A 17,866-nucleotide genomic window follows, 5' to 3' on the forward strand; every position below is an offset into this window, starting at 1 on the left:
ATGTACGTGAGAGGGATCCGTGGAGCAACGACTGTAGAGAACAACGAGGAAGGTCCGATCTTGTCATCGACTCTGGAACTGCTGGATAATATTGTTCAGGAGAATTCGGTTAATCCGGCCGATATATCCTCAGTTTTCATTACGGTTACAAAGGAGCTTACAGCGACATTTCCGGCAAGAGCGATCCGTCAGATGGATGGCTGGGATCTTGTACCGCTGATGTGTTCCATCGAGATTGATGTGGATAACAGTCTGCCGAATTGTATTCGGCTCATGGTACTGGTTAACACGGAGAAGAAACAAGATGAAATCCGGCACGTTTATTTAAAAGGAGCAAAAGTGCTTCGTCCGGACATTGTGAAATTGACAAATTCATAACCCCGGTAGTATAGTGGATTTAGATGAGAGCAGTAGAGCCGAGAAGAGATCAGTTGAGAAGAGTAGAGAAGAGCGCAGCGTATAGTTGGAGTCCAGCCTTGTTGTAGTAAACAAGGATTCTGTTTCTGTAACGATACCCGGTATGGGTATAGAGTAGTGAATCTGGCATAAGCATGGCCCGATTCGACAGAGGCAGTTTATGAGCAGTCAATTGCGGTTTAGGGATTGGCACTGCAGGACCCAGCACGCGACTAATTCTGTAAACCTACAATTCTTATGATACCGACGGCCTCTACGCCTATGTAGAGGTCTTTTTACATTTCTCGCGTGGCAGAGAGCAAGCAATCGTTTTACAAGAACATCTACGAGAACAGCCCGGTGATCGCAACAAATACGACTTTATAGAAGGAGGACGGTCTGATGACGGCGAATGGTACCATTCAGCGGGCAATCTCGATACTCATTGGAGGCGGGAATTTATCTCGCGAAGAAGCAAGGGAACTTATGATTACGGTGATGGATGGAGAAGCGACTCCGGCACAAATCGGCAGCGTGCTGACGGCAATGAGAATCAAAGGGGAAACCATTGAGGAATTGACCGGCTTCGCTGAAGCTATGAGAGTGAAAGCGGCGTCGGTCCATACGGTCCAGCACAACCTGCTTGATACTTGCGGAACAGGTGGAGATGGCGCAGATACTTTTAACATTTCGACTGCTTCTGCCATTGTTGCGGCTGCAGGCGGCATCCGTGTCGCTAAGCATGGGAACCGTGCGATGTCCAGTAAAAGCGGGAGCGCAGACGTTCTGGAGGCCCTCGGTGTGAACATCGAGCTGGATAGTACACAGGCCGCTCATTGTCTGGATCAGCTTGGTATTTGTTTCATGTTTGCGCAGCGGTACCATCAATCGATGAAACATGCTGCCGGCCCGCGCCGCGAGCTCGGAGTGCGTACGGTCTTTAATCTTCTCGGACCGCTTACGAATCCGGCTGGTGCCGACCGTCAAGTGATGGGTGTGTTTGACCGCAGTAAAACAGAACTTGTCGCTAATGCGCTCGGAGCGCTCGGACTTAAAAGAGCCGTGGTCGTAGCCAGCTATGACGGTTTGGACGAAATCAGCATCTCGGCACCCACTCAAATTACGGAACTTAAGGACGGAACGATTCGTACGTATTCCGTATCTCCCGATGATTTGGGAATTCAAAGTCATGATCTTCATCTTATCAAAGGCGGAGATGCCGGTGAAAACGCGGATATTATCCGACGCATTTTCATAGGAGACAAAGGTGCGCACAGAGAGATCGTGCTTGCCAATGCCGGAGCTTGCTTCTACGTAACAGGCTCGGCAGGAACATTGCAGGAAGGCGTGAAGCTGGCTGCGGACGTGATAGACAGCGGCAGAGCCATGGAAAAATTACAGCAATTAGCCCACTATACAGGAGATTTGAGCTATGTTTCTTGAACGAATTGTCGCAACAAAGCGCGAAGAAGTGCAGGAGCTTCAGACTCGTATTACCACAGCTGAGCTGGAGCGCCAAATTTCAGATTTAAAAGAGTGCCGCGGATTTGAACAGGCGCTCCGTACAAGACGTAACCGCAAGACGGGCTTAATCGCAGAGGTCAAGAAGGCGTCGCCTTCCAAGGGCTTGATCCGGGCGGATTTTGATCCGGTACGTTTAGCCGAAGCGTACACACAAGCAGGAACAGACTGCATATCCGTTCTTACGGACGTTCAATATTTTCAAGGCGCCAATGATTACTTGAGTGCAGTCCGTGAAGCGGTTCATGTGCCGCTGCTGCGCAAAGATTTCATTATTCACCCGGCACAGATCCTTGAGGCTCGTGTCATTGGAGCAGACGCTATTCTCTTGATCGCTTCTATTCTTAATCGCGCTGAAATGAAACAATTCATGGGTCTAGCCCGTGATTATGGCATGGATGTGCTGGTCGAAGTGCATGACCGCCGTGAGATGGAGACTGTTTTGGAATTGGATGCGACTCTAGTCGGGATTAATAACCGCAACTTGAAAACTTTCGTTACCGACATACGGACCACGGAAGAACTGGCTTCCATCGTTCCGAAGGATCGGCTGCTTGTGAGCGAGAGCGGCATTTCAACCCATGATGATCTGGACTTTGTGTCTAAGTCTGGTGCAGGTGCAGTACTGATCGGAGAGCATTTTATGAGACAGCCGGATGTAAGTCAGGCAGTTGAAGATTTGATGGGGAAAATGGAAGGTATCCGGGCCTAGCCCGGATGCGCTCCTTTTCTTTTTTTACAGGAAAGATTGATTATCCAAGGTGCGGGCCTTATATATACAGCGGTTCGTAAACAGGGTTCTTCTGCAGGAGATTTAAATTTCCGAAACTCTCTCACGTTCTCAAGGAGTGATTAAATGAGTGGTATAAATGTGGCTACGGATGTAAAAATTTGTGGACTTCAAAGCGTTGAAGTGTTAAAATCTATCGTACATCTCCCGATTGATCAGATCGGGTTTGTTTTTGCACCGAGCAGGCGCAGAGTAACGGCGGGACAGGCTGCGGACATGATTTCTTTTCTGAAGCAATCTTCCGAATCAGGCGGTCCGATTCCCTTAACAGTCGGTGTATTCGTAAACCCGGCGCTGGATGAATTGGCTGAAATTCTGGCTGTTGCCCCTCTGGACATCGTACAATTTCACGGCGATGAGACACCTGAGAATTGCGCTTTAATCAAGGAACGTTTTCAGGTTCAGCTCTGGAAAGTGGCATCGATTCAAAATCAGGAGCAGCAGGGTGAACCCGGCTCTTTTTCCAATAGTCAACCTAGTAGTCCGGATCGTGTAAACAACAGCGCAGTTAGGGCTGTGGAAGATAGGAAATCAGAATATGTGCATTCGGTTATTAATCGGCTTATTCCGTACAAGGATATAGTGGATGCTGTGCTGGTCGATACCTTTGATCCCGTATACGGGGGCGGATCGGGACGCACTTTTGCATGGGACTGTATCCCGGAAGTACAGAGGTGGGCACGCTCGCAGGGCTTGCCCGTGATCGTTGCCGGAGGATTGAATGTGGATAATGTTGGCGGGCTGGTGGATACTTACCGGCCTGATGGCGTTGATGTATCCAGCGGAGTTGAAACACAGGGAGTCAAAGATATTGCTAAAATCGCAGCTTTTGTGGGAAGGGTGAAGAAAAATGGCAACAGTACTACCTGATGAACATGGAAGATATGGCCGTTTTGGAGGGAAATATGTTCCAGAGACGCTGATGAATGCTTTGATCGAATTGGAGGATGCGTACCGCAAATATGCGCAGGATCCCGAGTTCGTTAGTGAGGTCCAGGCGCTTCTGCACGATTATTCCGGAAGACCGACACGTCTTTATTACGCGGAGCGTTTATCGGAGAAGCTCGGTGGAGCGAAGATTTATTTGAAACGTGAGGATTTAAACCATACAGGAGCCCATAAAATCAATAATACGATCGGCCAGGCGCTTCTTGCCAAGCGTATGGGCAAAACGAAAGTGATTGCCGAGACGGGAGCGGGCCAGCATGGTGTGGCGACTGCCACGGTAGCGGCCCTGCTCGGCTTAGAATGCAAGGTCTTCATGGGCGAAGAAGACATGAAACGCCAGCAGCTTAATGTTTTCCGTATGCGTCTGCTAGGCACTGAAGTAGTTCCGGTACTTTCGGGTACACGCACGCTCAAAGATGCGTGTAATGAGACGCTGCGTTACTGGGTAAGCAATGTGCAGGATACGTACTATATCCTTGGCTCCGTAACAGGACCTCATCCGTATCCGATGATCGTGCGTGATTTTCAGCGTGTAATCGGGGATGAGACCCGTTCTCAAATCCTGGAGCTTGAGGGGAAACTTCCGCATACAGTAATTGCGTGTGTCGGGGGAGGCAGCAACGCGATGGGGATGTTCTATCCGTTCGTAGAGGATAAAGATGTCCGCCTGATCGCGACGGAAGCAGCTGGTAGCGGCATTGACACCGAAGAACATGCAGCAACGATGACTAAGGGAAGCCCCGGGGTCTTTCAAGGCTCGCTCAGCTATGTTCTGCAGGATGAATACGGACAGGTTATGCCGGCACATTCCATATCCGCGGGTCTTGATTATCCGGGTGTAGGTCCGGAACATGCTTATTTGAAAGATTTGCAGCGTGCGGAGTATTTGCCGATCACGGATGCGGAAGCGTTGGAGGCTCTCCAACTCCTCTGCCGTACTGAGGGAATTATTCCTGCGCTTGAAAGCTCCCACGCGGTTGCACAGGCCATGAAGACGGCACCCACTATGTCCGAGGATCAAATTCTGGTAATTTGCCTGTCGGGCCGCGGGGACAAAGACGTGGAAGCGATTATGGGGTATCTCGGAGGTGCTGACAATGAATCGCATTGATTTGAAATTCGCAGAGCTGAAAGCCGCGGGCAAGAATGCTCTAATCCCGTTTATTACAGCGGGAGACCCGACACTGGATCATACGCTGGATATCATTCTGGAACTTGAGAAGTCCGGCGCGGACATCGTTGAGCTGGGGGTCCCTTACTCGGACCCTCTCGCCGACGGTCCTATTATCCAGGAATCTTCCGGACGTGCTCTACGCGGCGCTGTTAACGTGCTGGATGTTATAGAACTTGCCCGGAAGGCCCGAAGTGCCGGTTCCGAGCTGCCGTTCATTTTGTTCACTTATTTCAACCCGCTGCTTCGTATCGGTCTTGAACGTGTATTCAAGCTGATGAGCGAGAATGAAATCAGCGGAGCGATCATTCCGGATCTCCCCATGGAAGAAGATTCGGAAGCTAAGCAGCTCGCAGAGCAGTACGGCATCCATCTGATTCCGCTCGTAGCGCCGACGTCGAAGAATCGCGTGCAGCAGATCGTATCGCGGGCTTCCGGCTTCATCTACTGCGTCTCTTCACTCGGAGTGACAGGCGTCCGCTCGGAATTTCATACCGGAATCGACGAATTCCTTGCATCCGTGAAGGCGGCTACCGAGCTTCCGATCGCGATCGGCTTCGGTATTCAGAGCCGGGAGCAGGTGGAACGCTTCGAGAAGACGTGTGATGCTATAGTAGTCGGCAGCGCTATTGTACGCCGGATCGGGGAGCAGGAACACCGTCTTAATGACGAGAGCACCAAGCAGGAGGCATTATCCAAGATTGGTGATTTTATTAGAGAGCTTAAAGGAACGTCCTTTCAGCCTCAGAACTGAAAAACTATGGATAACGACTAACGCGAGGTGAAAGAAAGTGCAAGCTAAGCAGCAAGTGTTGAATCTACCCGTGTACCAGCCAGGTAAGCCGATTGAAGAGGTTAAGCGGGAACTGGGACTGACTAAAGTCATTAAACTGGCGTCCAACGAAAATCCGTTCGGATGCTCATCGAAGGCTAAAGAGGCTATTCTTGCCGATCTTGAACATTTGAGCCTTTACCCGGATGGAGCCGGAGCAGAAGTTACACGGGCTGTAGCGGAGCATTACGGGTTTTCAGCCGATCAGCTTATTTTTGGAACCGGCTCAGATGATGTTATTCTCATGATTGCGCGCGCCTATCTTCTACCGGGCGATGAAACGATTATGGCCTCGCATACGTTCCCACAATACAAACATAACGCGGAAATCGAAGGCGCCGTATCCATACAGGTGCCGCTTAAGGACGGTAAGCATGATCTGGATGCTATGCTGGAATGTGTGACGGAGCGGACCAAAATAATCTGGGTCTGCAATCCGAATAACCCGACAGGTACAATCGTAAGTCATGATGAGCTGCTTGCTTTTATAGCTAAAATTCCTCCGAGCGTTATGGTCGTACTGGACGAAGCCTACTATGAATACGCAACGACAGCAGAGTATCCTCAGAGTCTGGAATTGCTTCAAGCGTATCCCAACCTGGTTATACTCCGTACTTTTTCCAAAATATACGGTCTGGCAGCACTAAGAGTCGGGTATGGAATCGGTCGCCCGGATGTCATCCGTACCATTAATCAGGTGCGAGAGCCTTTTAATACGTCGCGTCTTGCACAGGCAGCGGCAGCGGCAGCGATCCGTGATCAGCAATTTGTGGATCAGTGCCGCGTACGCAATGCCGAAGGATTGAAATATTTGGAGACGGAATTCCAACGTTTGAAGCTGACGTTCTTCCCGGCCCATGGGAATTTTATCATGGTGGACATCGGGCGTCCGTCCGGTCCTGTGTTCGATGCTCTTTTGAAGCAGGGAATCATTGTACGCAGTGGAGAAAAGCTTGATTTCCCCACTATGCTTCGTGTAACAGTAGGGAGCAGGGAGCAGAATGAAGCCTTCCTTCATGCTTTAGAAGGTATTCTTCAGGATTCTCCCAAGATTCATAATACTTAGAGGAAAAGGTTAATTTCATGACTACGATTTCAATATTCGGCGTCGGGCTGATTGGCGGCTCGCTCGCTTTGTGCTTCAAAGACAAACCGGATACGCGGGTTATCGGGCACTCCAATAATCCGATATCCGTAGACAATATGCTCAAGCACCGTATCGTGGATGAAGCGACGACTTCTATGCAAGAAGCGGCTGAAGCTGCAGATATCATTTTCCTTTGCGTACCTGTGGGAGCTCTGGAAACGTATCTGGTCCGTTTGAAGCAGTTTTCCTTACGTAAGGGATGCATTATTACAGACGTAGGCAGCACGAAGCTGTCTGTGGTTGAGTGCGCCGAGAAACTGGGTTTCGAGGATGCATTTTTTATCGGGGGCCATCCCATGGCCGGTTCTGAACGCTCCGGTATGGAGGCAGCCTCTGCCCACTTGTTCGAGAATGCTTTCTATGTGCTGACTCCCGGTACGAACACGCCACCGACTGAGATTGATCGGCTGGCTAATCTGCTTGCATGGACACGCGCGCAGATCATACGGGTGGATGCCAGAGAGCATGATGATATTGTAGGGGCAATCAGCCATCTGCCGCACATTATAGCGGTGGCGCTTGTGAATCAGATACGTTCCTATAATGAATCCAATGAGCTGTACAAGAACTTGGCGGCGGGGGGGTTCCGCGATATCACCAGGATCGGTTCGAGCGATCCTTCCATATGGCGTGATATCCTGGTCAATAACCGCACGGTACTGCTTAAGCTGTTGGATGATTGGGATCGTCAGATCTCGACATTCCGTGAACTGTTAATCAACGAGGATGGCGAAGGCATTCAGCGACAGTTCGAAACTTCCCGTGATTTCCGGAGACAGCTGCCGGACCGCCGAAAAGGCATGCTAAGTCCGCTGTATGATATTTATGCGGATATTCCGGATCATCCCGGAATGATCGGCCAGATTGCGACACTGCTGGGTAAGCACCGGCTTAATTTGAGCAATCTGGAGATTATTGAAAGCCGTCTGGATGTTCCTGGCGTTCTTAGGTTATCTTTTCGCGATCAAGAGACTGCAGAGCGGGCTTCTGCTCTTTTGAGCGAACAATTCTCCATCCATGTGTAGCGATAACAGCTATAATACCTTCTTCCAGCGCTGAAGCGGATTCGATCCGTTTGATTCGCTAAGCACTGGAAGAAGGTTTTTCTTTGACTTTATCCAAACAATTGATTTAATTTCGAAAACGTTTACAAAAATCATTGACATATTGTAAACGGATACATATAATAAAAGTACAGTATGGTTTCTCTCCACTCCTATCCGATAATCGCACAATGTGCAGCCACCTCCTTGAGGTGGTTTTTTTTTGTTTCCAATTTCTGTGTTTGGTTTAAAACATAGAGGTGTCAGCTACAGCACGATCCGATCAAACGCTTGAATTACACAAAATTTTACAGTCATACATTAATTTTGATATAGTGATAGCATGTTGTTGTAGAAAAAACCTAATTTTATCTGCAGAGCACGCAACTTTTAAGGTTCCTGCCAAGTACAAGTAGTATATAAGCGGGAGCCGGACGTATTGTGCAGGAGGGGTGCACGTTATGACGGATACCCAGTTAATTCGTGAAGTCAAGAATGGTAATGTAGAAAGATACAACGAGTTGATGCATCGATATGAGCGTAAGATTCTGGTCTTTATTTATCATATGTTGAGGAATTCCCAACAGCAATTATTAGCAGAAGATTTGTGCAACGAGACGTTCTACAAAGCATACCGCAGCCTTCATTCATTTCGTGAAGTGGAAGCCACGTTCTCAACTTGGCTCTATACGATTGCACGCAATACCGTTCTGAGCGAGCTTCGCAAACATAAAATCGTGAAAATATCTCTTGATCATTGTGGTCATACCCCTCAAACTTCCTTTGAATCTTTACCGGAGCAAATGGTCATACGCAGCGAGAAAGTTTCGATGGTGCGCATCGCTATTAACAGATTGCCTGAGAAACAAAGGTCTGCCTTAATTCTGCGTGAATATGATCAGCTTGAATACCAGGAAATCGCTGTGATTCTTGGACAAACGGTTAGTTCGGTCAAATCGTTGTTGTTTCGTGCAAGGGCGAGTGTTAAGATTCAGCTTGAACCGTATTATGCAGAAAAGTGGCTGGATACGAGGGGATGAATAGACGATGAGATGTCATCACGTTAGGGCATGGCTTGCAAGTGGTGCAGGGGATTCCATAGACAATTCCAAAAGCAGGGCCGTAAAGCGCCACGCAGCAAAGTGTTCCAGCTGCGCGCATGAGATGCGTCTATGGAAAGAGGCTGGCGAACTTCTCCGCCTGGTACTTGGGGATAAAGTGCCCCAGCCTCCCCATAACATCGCAGAAGCGGTTATGAAGAGAATAAACAAGCAGAGTACCCCGGTATATTCGGGTAATGATACCTTTCATGAACGGTTCGACAAACTGGACGAAACGCAGTTTTTTTTGCTATGCTGATTTTTGTTTGCGCTTTCGGACTAAGAGAGATAGTTTTAGGGGGGAATATTAAACATGACAATGGTTGGTTTAATCCGGCATGGCAGTACCGAATGGAATCTTCAGGGCCGAACACAAGGTGCGCTTGATACTGATTTGACGGAGGAAGGCAGAGAACAGGCAAGACAGCTCGGCAGAAGATTAAAGGCCGAGCCATGGGATTTTCTGATCTCCAGTGATCTCCGCCGGGCGCGCGAGAGTGCGGAATTAATAAGCGCTCTATCCGGTATTCCTTTGCTTAGAACAGATTCCAGACTGCGTGAGAAAAGCTTCGGTCAGCTCGAGGGAACGACGCTTCAGGATCGCATCGAGCGATGGGGACCACAGTGGTCTGATCTGGATCACGGCGGAGAGACAGATGAGCAGGTCAGAGACCGCTGGATGGCCTTCTCCGAGGATTTGTTTGCGGAATTCCCCGATAGCCGGATTCTCCTTGTTAGTCATGGCGGATTTATTGGACGTGCCTTGGAGACAATGAATCTGGAGCGTGCGGATGAGCCGCTGACAAACGCCTCTCTGACTCTAGTGAAAAAAGGCGGGCAACTGTGGGAATGTTCATTATATAACTGTACTGTTCACCTGAAATGATACGAAATTAAGACACCGGCATAACTGCTTTTCAGCAGTTATGCTTTTTTTTGTTGTTGAACGTTTAAATTAGGCGATTTTTCCCATACTGATTACTACAAATGGCAAGCTAAACAGTGTATGCAAGCTCAAAAGATTGATTGCGTTCAGAATGAAACCAAGAGAGAGGAGGTGCGCGCTTGAATTTGGCCGATATGCTCAGCTATGCAGACATTCATGATCTGAATCGGATCGCGGACACTTACGCTTGTGACTGCAACATGCATTCGAAGAATGAGCTGATCCAGTCTATTTTGAACACAGTGGGCAGAAGAGAGGTATTCGAGCAGCGGATAGAAGATTTGACGATGGAAGATGTCCGTTTTTTGAATACGCTTTTATTTGACGAACGGGGTTCCTTCAGCCTGGAAGAACTTGTCGCACGCGTCCAGCAGGCGAAGTTTCTGAAAGAAGACAAAGAAGCTACGAATCCCCGGGATACTATCACTAAGTTTAAAAAGCATGGCTGGCTGTTTCACGGCTTTTCGCAGCAGACGAAATATTTGTTTCAGGTTCCCCATGACTTGAAGCGGCGTTTCGGCGATGTGCTGACGAGAAATTACAAGAGCCGCCTCTCTTACTCAAGCAGTCCGAATGCCTACAGAGATGAGCAGAACTTGCTAGGAGGAGATGTCCTTCATTTGCTCCGGTTTGTCCGGGATCACGAGGTACTTCTAACTCACGACGATACGATGTACAAGAGGCAGCTTGCTCAACTGCTTAGTGTGATGGCTGTGAATGAGGAACCTGTAGGCAAAACGGCTTGGAGGTTCGGATATGGACGTAAGTTCAAAGAATATCCTAACCGGTTTTCTTTAATCTACGACTATTGTTACTTTCAAGGGCTGCTTCAGGAACGCAGCGGGATTCTTAGAATTACGGAGAGCGGGGCAGACATAGCGGCAAGGGGACTCCAGGCTGATCCGGCAGAGCTGTACCGCTTCTGGCTCCGTCTATACAAAGGGCCCGTCTACAATCTGCAGCCGATCGTACAGTGGATTTCCCGTCTGGCAGGAGACTGGGTTAGTACAGCCTCTCTGGCGGAAGTCCTGTGTCCGCTGATCCGTCCCTTCTATTATGATACCCCGGAGTCTATTTTCGAGCAGAGGATTATCCGGATGATGATGCATCTGGGACTCCTTGCAATAGGCGAAGAGGACGCAGCGGGTCAAGTCATCCGCATGACTACACAAGGAAAATTAATAATTGCCGGCAACAAAGTTGCTGAAGAAGATGCAATTGAATTGTAACTATGTCGCTTAAGCCGCTTGTATCTGCTCGCTTATGGCGAGACGGCGTTGACGATCTCCTGTACTGCTACTATGATGAGGACAACAAAGTGAACAAGGAGTGAACCTCGCTATGCTGCATCCTTATCAAGGTATTCTGCCTGTTGTAGCACCAACCGTTTATATCGCCCCGGGCGCACAAATAATAGGAAACGTTACGGTCGAAACTGATTCTAGCATTTGGTTCAATACGGTTCTGAGAGGAGATTTAGCTCCGATCATAATCGGGAAGAGATGCAATATCCAGGACGGCTGTATCGGTCATGTGAATACAGATCAACCTCTGATTGTGGAGGACGATGTATCTGTAGGACATGGAGCTATCATTCACGGGTGCCGCTTAGGCAAAGGCACATTAATCGGAATGGGGGCGATAGTACTAAACGGTGCGGACATCGGTGAATATGCTTTAGTAGGGGCAGGTTCTCTCGTAACAGAAGATACGATTCTTCCTCCATATACTTTGTCGCTTGGTACTCCGGCCAGAGTCGTCAGGGAATTAACTGCACGAGATCTTGAAAGGATGAAGCGGACGACAGACAATTATGTGATCAAGGGAAAAGAGTATCGGCTGGAACCGGGGAAATAACAATCCTATCGCTGCTCTTATCTGGTGCGGACGATTCTTGGAGGTAGATCCCTATGGGAAGAATGAATGTTTCTAATGAAGCGCTGCTAGGTCTGGTCGCGGAAATGATCATGGATGACGCTATACGCACATATAAAGAAAAGAATCTCTATCAGCAGATTGATAGTGCTCTTGCCGAAGGAGACGAAGCTTCATTTCTAGCGCTGACTGCCGAGCTTAAGTCCATCCAGTCCCCAGGTTAACGCACTTTATTCGCTTTTCGCGCCAAGGGTTCACAGGCCTATCTGAATTACCCGCTTAGCCGCTTACACTTAAACTCCCGATGTACAGAAGCAGTTCATCCGTCTGGATGAACCGCTGTGCATCCGGGGGTTGTTTTTGTTGGGCACCTGCTTAGCGGCTTGTTTGGTTTGCAAGTACAGTTTGAAAGTGGGGGTGAATATTCGGTCTGAAAGCACCGGGGGCTCGGTGAATTCTTTTCTTGTCAGACAAGATACCCAAAAAAATGCCCGGATGTGTTAAAGTAACACTAGCGCACGATGAGGAGTGAATGATGAATGAAATTCAGCGAAATTACGGAGAAAGAATGGCCGGGACTTCAGCTCTATCTGGACACCTGCATCCTTCCGGTGACCGGAATGACCGGCAATGAGCAGCCATGGGAAGCGGGAGATGCCCTGGAGGGTCTGCGCGATATTCTCGACGGTATTGAATTCCCTTACAAAGGAAGGGTGGTTACCTATCCGGCTCTTCATTACTGTGAAGGCAATGATTCCGGCAGAGCGTATATAGAACAAACTTGCAGAGGACTGCGCAGCGCCGGATTTACCTATGTCGTGGTGGTTACGGCTAAACCTGAGATAGCGGAGTTTGTCCTGCAGGAGGCGGATCTGCTTTTGTCGGTTCCCGAGGAGGCTCTCCGAGAGCAGGGCCGGGAAGCGAAGCGGATCGCCGGCGAGAAGATTACGCAGCTGTGGATGTCCAAAAAATAATTTGGGATCTTTCGTTATTTTTCGAAAAAATGGCAAAGATAAAAATGTTGAGGGTTTTCCAACGCAGGAATGTGACAATTTCGTTAAATTTGCCAAAAAAGTGAACTTTGCACCAAGAAGACCAGGCGTCTTCGTTCTTGACGCCCTACAGGTCGTAGGATATTATTAGAAATGTCCTAGTCTATGAAGTGTAAGATAATGTCGAACGACACGTGATATAGGTTCGCTTTGTCATGCCGACAAAACGAATTGCTTAGGGGGGTAGCACGCGAAATGAGTGAACGCAACAATTCAAATGAGCACCACGGAAAGAAGCCTAAAGTACGGACTGAAATGTCCCGCCGGCAGTTTCTTTCGTATACGCTCGGCGGCACAACCGCTTTCATGGCGGCTGGTATGTTGGCACCGATGATTAGATTCGCCGTGGATCCAGCTCTGAAACACAAGGGCGAAGCCGATTGGGTGAAGGTAGTCGAAGAAGCGAAAGTAACCAACGAGCCCCAGTCGTTTGCGGTACAAGTCCATCAAGTTGACGGTTGGTATGAGAGTGAAGTCGAATTGACCGCTTGGATCAGCAAAGGAACCGACGGGAAAATTTTCGCCCTGAACCCGACCTGCAAGCACTTGGGCTGTACGGTCAACTGGAACACGAATCCGCAGTACAAAAACCAGTATTTCTGCCCATGTCACGGTGCGCATTACACGGCAGACGGCAAGAATCTGGCCGTAGCTCCGGCACCACTGGACGAGTACAAGGTAAAAGTCGAGAACGGCTTCGTGTATTTGGGTCAGCTGGGAGCTAATACAAGGGGATAAGGGAGGGCGTAACGTTCAGATGTTTAAAAATATGTACAACTGGATCGACGAACGTCTAGATATCACGCCGATCTGGAGAGATGTAGCGGACCATGAGGTTCCGGAACACGTCAACCCGGCTCACCATTTTTCCGCGTTTGTTTATTGCTTCGGCGGATTGACGTTCTTTATTACCGTTATTCAAATTCTGTCAGGTATGTTCCTGACGATGTATTACACACCGGATATTATTAACGCCTATGCCAGTGTAGACTATCTTCAGCATCAGGTTGCCTTCGGTGTTATCGTGCGCGGTATGCATCACTGGGGTGCCTCACTTGTAATCGTTATGATGCTTCTACATACGCTTCGCGTGTTCTTCACGGGTTCTTATAAAGCTCCTCGTGAAATGAACTGGGTAGTCGGCATGTTAATTTTCTTCGTAATGCTTGGTCTCGGTCTGACGGGATACCTGCTTCCTTGGGATAACAAAGCATATTATGCGACCCAGGTTACGATCAAAATTGCTGCATCCGTTCCAGTAGCAGGTCCTTACATCCAATCGCTCATGCAAGGTGGAGACATTGTAGGTGCGCAGACGCTGACGAGATTCTTCGCGCTTCACGTGTTCTTCCTGCCAGCGGCTCTCCTCGCATTACTGGCCGGACACTTCTTGATGATTCGCAGGCAGGGAATTTCCGGACCGCTATAAAATGAAAGGAGGGCATTGAAGTGGCGCATGACCAAAAAAATGGTAAAGTTGAAAAAGTCGTTTATGTAGGCGACTCTCGCGTTCGCAAAACAGTAAAAAATAATGTTCCACCCGATTATTCGGCTTACCCGGGTAAATCCGAGGCCTTCATCCCTAACTTTCTTTTGAAGGAATGGATGGTTGCCGTTGTATTCCTGGTCGGAGTATTATGTCTCGTAATTTCCGAACCGGCTCCGCTGGGCTATCCGGCAGATCCGAAAAACACCGCTTTCATTCCAATGCCGGACTGGTACTTCCTGTTTATGTACCAACTCCTGAAATACCCGTATACGTCTGAGAATTACGTTATTTTGGGAACTCTGGTTATTCCGGGCCTGATGTTCGGCGGTCTGCTGCTGGCTCCATTCCTGGATACAGGCAAAGAACGCCGCTTCTACAGACGCCCAATCGCTTCTTCTCTTGCTCTTCTTACCCTGATCGCATGTGTATACCTTACAGTGACTTCCTGGCACCATTACCAAGAAGAGCTGAAGGCTTCCGGTACGATTCCGGAGCACATTAAGCGTGAAGAAGAAATGAAAGAAAAGAAAGCCGCGGGGCAACCGGCCGGTGGCGGTACCTCTGCACCGAAAGCCGCAGGCATCGTAGCTGCAGATGATCCGGCTGCCGAAATTTACAAGAAAGCTACTTGTATTTCTTGTCATGGCGGCGATCTGAAAGGTGTTCCTTCCAGTGGATTCCCAGCACTTCGCGGTGTAGGCGATAAGCACGACAAGAATCAAATCATGGACATCATTAAGAATGGCCAAGGCAAAATGGCAGCCCAGTACAACGATAACATTGCCAAAGGTTTAACCGACGATGATATGAATAAACTGGCTGACTGGCTTGCGAAACAGAAGAAAGCCGAATAAGATGTCTAAGAACCTGACCGAACGCAGACGGTCAGGTTTTTTTGTAAGGAAAAGAAAGGGCTTTAACAAAGTCATGCTGAATATCAAGGGAGGTCATCATCCGACATGAGCCAATCAATCTTATGGCACCGGGGAATGGCTCTGCTTACCAGCCGTCCGGTTCTGTGGTTATTATTCGCCGTTAATGCACTTGGAACCGTATACGGCTATTACTGGTACAAAGGACAACTGGAAGATACGTTTTTGTTTGAACCTTTGTGGTACCTGCCGTTTGTACCGGACAGTCCGACAGCAAGCCTGTTCTTTACGTTGACTTTGATCTATTTGCTTGTTGCAGATAGGAACAAAGGGCTGGGACTAGGTAAGCGGTCTGTTCTGCGGGGGTTCGTCGAAGCATTCGGACTTATTACATCCGTCAAGTATGGAATTTGGGCAGTGGCAATGATTTGGTCCGGCTATGCTATGGGGGATACCATTGTATGGCAGGATTGGATGCTTACGCTTTCACATTTAGGCATGGCGCTTGAAGTGCTGTTATTTGCGGCATATACAACCTATTCGATTTCTTCCATTGTACTTGTTGCCATTTGGATTTATGCAAATGACTGGATGGATTATGAGCAAGGTATTTTTCCGAGATTGTCCGAAGTGCTGCTTCCGCATTTACATAGCATTCAATGGTTTACTATCGCTTTAAGCACCCTATCCATTGCTATCGCGCTCTTTGTACTCCAATTTCAAAAACACCGCAGATCCAGGGTCTAAATGTGGACATCCCTCCATAAGATGTGATAGGAGGGATGTCCACATGTTGTTTTATTCCGCCAAGCGGATCATTGGGTTATGTTTATGGGTTGCTATCCTTACAGCAGCGATTGGCTGCTCTCCTGTAAGCAGGGAGGCCCTGCCCGCGGCAACTGTGTCTCCGAGTCAAATACAAGCAGCCGAATCCCTTAATCAGGCGGCTGAAGAACTGTATAAGCTTACCGAGCAGGGGAAGACGGACGAAGCGAGAATACGGCTCGAGCAGCTAGGTGAGCAAGCGACTAAGCTTACCTATGACGGGGCGATTACCATAGAAGGTTTGCATGCTTTAACGGAAACCATATCCAAGGCTAAACGCACTTTTGCAGCTACTGATTTTTCGCAAGACGAAGCTCTGTTTGCTTCCGCCAAGATCAGACTAGCCGCAGACGCCTTAACCCACCGCAACCAGCCTATGTGGCTCCAATACTACAAGCTGGTTAAAGATGACTTGGAACGGCTCGATTCTAATATCCGGGCTGGCAAAAAACTGGAATCCTTGCTTGACTATAGCAAGCTGTACCGGCATTATTCGACAATCCGGCCTGCAATCCTGATCAATCGTTCTCCCGCCGATGTCAACAAGATGGATTCTCTGCTCACATTTTTGAAAAAAGGATTAGCTGAAGACCGCTTAGACAAGACTGCGCTTCATACCGCCATGGAACATGCTCACAAAACCATCGACGGACTATTCGGCCGTTCTGAACGGGAAGCCTTCCTTCCAATGCCGGATACCCAGGATCCCATTATATGGTCGATAGGAATCGGAACCTTCATAATCGGGGTACTCTTATTCGCAGGCTGGAGAATGTTCCGGTTAAAACCTGGCTATGAACGTGTTAACCATAAGAAAAGGGAGGGCTTCTAATGGACCTTGAAGCCTTCCCCAAGTACTTCATGAACTTCCCCGATAATGATGAATGCGGCTGGATCGGTCTTGCGTATTAACTCCTTCAGCCGGCTCATCTGCTGCCGGTACACGACGCAATAGACGACTTCTTTGGATTGCCGGGAAAATGCCCCCTTGGCTGGAAACAATGTGACACCGCGGTCTAGTTCCTCCGAGATCATTCTGGAAATTTTCTCGGGCTCGTTCGTGATGATGGTAAAGGCTTTGGCCGAATGTGCACCTTCTGTAATGTAATCAATCATTTTGGAACCGATAAATACGCTGACCAGGGAATACAAGATCTTTTCCTTAGGTATGTATAGTAGAGAGGTGCCGATTACAATGAGGTCAATCAACAGAATCATTTGGCCTACACTCCAGCCCTTCCACTTGTTGCCAAGCTGGGCGAGGATATCAGAACCGCCTGTCGTACCCCCAAAGCGGAATACGATTCCGAGACCAAGTCCGATGGTGAAACCGGCATAAAGGGCGGCGAGCAAATAATCCTGTTTGGTGATAAAAGGAATGAGCCAGCCTTTTCCGATCATAACTTCCATAACCCACAGGAAGAAAGAAACGGAGAGCGATCCGAAGATGGTGTAAACCATAGCTTTGGAACCGAAACTGCGCCAGCCCAGATAGAACAGGGGAACGTTCAAGACGAGCGTAGTCAGGGACGGAGGCAGGCCCAAAGCGTAATGCAGCAGCAGCGAAACGCCGGTTACGCCCCCTTCCATTAATTCATTGGGGATTACAAAGTAATGGACGCCAAAGGCGAAGATAGCGGTACCTAAGGCGATTGGCAAAAAATGCTTAAGAGATGCAAGTGTGCTTTCCTTGAAGGCCATTGATGACTCCTCCTTTCGAGGGGTTTATTTCTATTGTATTCGTTTTAATTAGGAAAATCTGTAAAAATAAAAGATTGTAACTCCTAGACGGCACATAAAGTGCAAGCCGGTATAAAAAAACAGGCCAGGTTGGGTAACTAGGCCTGCACGTTAACATT

Annotated in this window: 20 protein-coding genes; 19 read left to right on the top strand and 1 reads right to left on the bottom strand. The window is 48.6% G+C overall.

The annotated features are described in order from the left end of the window. From aroH to AR333_RS11045, 19 genes are all read left to right on the top strand, one after another. Positions 1 to 378 (top strand): chorismate mutase, encoded by a 378-nt coding sequence (gene aroH, locus AR333_RS10945; protein ID WP_068775404.1) that lies wholly within the window; start codon positions 1 to 3, stop codon positions 376 to 378. A gap of 420 nt (positions 379 to 798) precedes the next feature. Further along, entirely contained in the window at positions 799 to 1,839 is a 1,041-nt protein-coding gene (gene trpD, locus AR333_RS10950; RefSeq protein ID WP_068775405.1) for an anthranilate phosphoribosyltransferase, read from the top strand. After that, positions 1,829 to 2,629 (top strand): indole-3-glycerol phosphate synthase TrpC, encoded by an 801-nt coding sequence (gene trpC, locus AR333_RS10955; RefSeq protein ID WP_068775406.1) that lies wholly within the window; start codon positions 1,829 to 1,831, stop codon positions 2,627 to 2,629. Before trpD ends, trpC begins: the two co-directional genes overlap by 11 nt. Positions 2,630 to 2,773: 144 nt before the next feature. Then, entirely contained in the window at positions 2,774 to 3,577 is an 804-nt protein-coding gene (locus AR333_RS10960; protein WP_068775407.1) for a phosphoribosylanthranilate isomerase, read from the top strand. Continuing rightward, on the top strand, positions 3,558 to 4,766 hold the full coding sequence (trpB, locus tag AR333_RS10965; protein WP_068775408.1) for a tryptophan synthase subunit beta: 1,209 nt from the start codon (positions 3,558 to 3,560) through the stop codon (positions 4,764 to 4,766). The genes AR333_RS10960 and trpB overlap by 20 nt, the downstream gene beginning before the upstream one ends. After that, positions 4,753 to 5,580: a tryptophan synthase subunit alpha gene (gene trpA / locus AR333_RS10970; RefSeq protein WP_068775409.1), complete on the top strand. Its 828-nt coding sequence runs from the start codon at positions 4,753 to 4,755 to the stop codon at positions 5,578 to 5,580. Before trpB ends, trpA begins: the two co-directional genes overlap by 14 nt. A gap of 37 nt (positions 5,581 to 5,617) precedes the next feature. Further along, complete coding sequence (gene hisC, locus AR333_RS10975; protein ID WP_068775410.1) at positions 5,618 to 6,724, top strand: histidinol-phosphate transaminase; 1,107 nt, start codon at positions 5,618 to 5,620, stop codon at positions 6,722 to 6,724. 17 nt (positions 6,725 to 6,741) lie between these two features. After that, positions 6,742 to 7,830 carry a prephenate dehydrogenase gene (locus AR333_RS10980; RefSeq protein ID WP_068775411.1) on the top strand — a complete coding sequence of 363 codons (1,089 nt, stop codon included), beginning with the start codon at positions 6,742 to 6,744 and terminating at the stop codon, positions 7,828 to 7,830. A gap of 479 nt (positions 7,831 to 8,309) precedes the next feature. After that, positions 8,310 to 8,888 (top strand): RNA polymerase sigma factor, encoded by a 579-nt coding sequence (locus AR333_RS10990; protein WP_068775413.1) that lies wholly within the window; start codon positions 8,310 to 8,312, stop codon positions 8,886 to 8,888. A gap of 373 nt (positions 8,889 to 9,261) precedes the next feature. Then, positions 9,262 to 9,834, top strand: coding sequence for a histidine phosphatase family protein (locus AR333_RS11000; protein ID WP_068775415.1), 573 nt, complete (start codon positions 9,262 to 9,264; stop codon positions 9,832 to 9,834). A gap of 179 nt (positions 9,835 to 10,013) precedes the next feature. Continuing rightward, positions 10,014 to 11,123 carry a hypothetical protein gene (locus tag AR333_RS11005; protein ID WP_068775416.1) on the top strand — a complete coding sequence of 370 codons (1,110 nt, stop codon included), beginning with the start codon at positions 10,014 to 10,016 and terminating at the stop codon, positions 11,121 to 11,123. Positions 11,124 to 11,235: 112 nt separating this feature from the next. Continuing rightward, positions 11,236 to 11,751: a gamma carbonic anhydrase family protein gene (locus AR333_RS11010; protein ID WP_068775417.1), complete on the top strand. Its 516-nt coding sequence runs from the start codon at positions 11,236 to 11,238 to the stop codon at positions 11,749 to 11,751. 53 nt (positions 11,752 to 11,804) lie between these two features. Continuing rightward, on the top strand, positions 11,805 to 11,993 hold the full coding sequence (locus AR333_RS11015) for an IDEAL domain-containing protein (protein WP_068775418.1): 189 nt from the start codon (positions 11,805 to 11,807) through the stop codon (positions 11,991 to 11,993). 315 nt (positions 11,994 to 12,308) lie between these two features. Further along, positions 12,309 to 12,743, top strand: a complete 435-nt coding sequence (locus AR333_RS11020) for a DUF2487 family protein (RefSeq protein ID WP_068775419.1) — start codon at positions 12,309 to 12,311, stop codon at positions 12,741 to 12,743. Positions 12,744 to 13,016: 273 nt separating this feature from the next. After that, positions 13,017 to 13,559, top strand: a complete 543-nt coding sequence (locus AR333_RS11025) for a ubiquinol-cytochrome c reductase iron-sulfur subunit (RefSeq protein WP_068775420.1) — start codon at positions 13,017 to 13,019, stop codon at positions 13,557 to 13,559. A 19-nt stretch (positions 13,560 to 13,578) separates the two neighbouring features. Next, a complete protein-coding gene (gene qcrB, locus AR333_RS11030) occupies positions 13,579 to 14,250 on the top strand; it encodes a menaquinol-cytochrome c reductase cytochrome b subunit (protein ID WP_068775421.1) in 672 nt (223 codons plus the stop codon). 20 nt (positions 14,251 to 14,270) lie between these two features. After that, the gene (locus AR333_RS11035) at positions 14,271 to 15,164 is read left to right on the top strand and encodes a menaquinol-cytochrome c reductase cytochrome b/c subunit (protein WP_068775422.1); all 894 of its coding nucleotides are present in this window, start codon (positions 14,271 to 14,273) and stop codon (positions 15,162 to 15,164) included. Positions 15,165 to 15,269: 105 nt separating this feature from the next. Further along, positions 15,270 to 15,929, top strand: coding sequence for a DUF1405 domain-containing protein (locus AR333_RS11040; RefSeq protein WP_068775423.1), 660 nt, complete (start codon positions 15,270 to 15,272; stop codon positions 15,927 to 15,929). A 43-nt stretch (positions 15,930 to 15,972) separates the two neighbouring features. Continuing rightward, positions 15,973 to 16,839 (top strand): sporulation protein YpjB, encoded by an 867-nt coding sequence (locus AR333_RS11045; RefSeq protein WP_068775424.1) that lies wholly within the window; start codon positions 15,973 to 15,975, stop codon positions 16,837 to 16,839. On the opposite strand, the gene AR333_RS11050 is transcribed toward AR333_RS11045, so the two are convergent. Then, positions 16,836 to 17,708 carry a YitT family protein gene (locus AR333_RS11050; protein WP_068775425.1) on the bottom strand — a complete coding sequence of 291 codons (873 nt, stop codon included), beginning with the start codon at positions 17,706 to 17,708 and terminating at the stop codon, positions 16,836 to 16,838. The genes AR333_RS11045 and AR333_RS11050 overlap by 4 nt on opposite strands. Positions 17,709 to 17,866 lie beyond the last annotated feature (158 nt).

The organism is Paenibacillus sp. FJAT-26967 (assembly GCF_001541095.1).
Classification (GTDB): Bacteria; Bacillota; Bacilli; order Paenibacillales; family NBRC-103111; genus Paenibacillus_F.

Excerpts from the sequence above, each read along its gene's own strand:
- AR333_RS11045 (WP_068775424.1), top strand. The coding sequence starts at position 15,973 with ATGTTGTTTTATTCCGCCAAGCGGATCATTGGGTTATGTTTATGGGTT.
- aroH (WP_068775404.1), top strand. The coding sequence starts at position 1 with ATGTACGTGAGAGGGATCCGTGGAGCAACGACTGTAGAGAACAACGAG.
- AR333_RS11000 (WP_068775415.1), top strand. The coding sequence starts at position 9,262 with ATGACAATGGTTGGTTTAATCCGGCATGGCAGTACCGAATGGAATCTT.
- trpA (WP_068775409.1), top strand. The coding sequence starts at position 4,753 with ATGAATCGCATTGATTTGAAATTCGCAGAGCTGAAAGCCGCGGGCAAG.
- AR333_RS11015 (WP_068775418.1), top strand. The coding sequence starts at position 11,805 with ATGGGAAGAATGAATGTTTCTAATGAAGCGCTGCTAGGTCTGGTCGCG.
- AR333_RS10960 (WP_068775407.1), top strand. The coding sequence starts at position 2,774 with ATGAGTGGTATAAATGTGGCTACGGATGTAAAAATTTGTGGACTTCAA.
- AR333_RS11040 (WP_068775423.1), top strand. The coding sequence starts at position 15,270 with ATGAGCCAATCAATCTTATGGCACCGGGGAATGGCTCTGCTTACCAGC.
- AR333_RS11050 (WP_068775425.1), bottom strand. The coding sequence starts at position 17,708 with ATGGCCTTCAAGGAAAGCACACTTGCATCTCTTAAGCATTTTTTGCCA.
- AR333_RS11020 (WP_068775419.1), top strand. The coding sequence starts at position 12,309 with ATGAAATTCAGCGAAATTACGGAGAAAGAATGGCCGGGACTTCAGCTC.
- AR333_RS10980 (WP_068775411.1), top strand. The coding sequence starts at position 6,742 with ATGACTACGATTTCAATATTCGGCGTCGGGCTGATTGGCGGCTCGCTC.
- trpB (WP_068775408.1), top strand. The coding sequence starts at position 3,558 with ATGGCAACAGTACTACCTGATGAACATGGAAGATATGGCCGTTTTGGA.
- AR333_RS10990 (WP_068775413.1), top strand. The coding sequence starts at position 8,310 with ATGACGGATACCCAGTTAATTCGTGAAGTCAAGAATGGTAATGTAGAA.
- AR333_RS11010 (WP_068775417.1), top strand. The coding sequence starts at position 11,236 with ATGCTGCATCCTTATCAAGGTATTCTGCCTGTTGTAGCACCAACCGTT.
- AR333_RS11025 (WP_068775420.1), top strand. The coding sequence starts at position 13,017 with ATGAGTGAACGCAACAATTCAAATGAGCACCACGGAAAGAAGCCTAAA.
- trpC (WP_068775406.1), top strand. The coding sequence starts at position 1,829 with ATGTTTCTTGAACGAATTGTCGCAACAAAGCGCGAAGAAGTGCAGGAG.
- qcrB (WP_068775421.1), top strand. The coding sequence starts at position 13,579 with ATGTTTAAAAATATGTACAACTGGATCGACGAACGTCTAGATATCACG.
- trpD (WP_068775405.1), top strand. The coding sequence starts at position 799 with ATGACGGCGAATGGTACCATTCAGCGGGCAATCTCGATACTCATTGGA.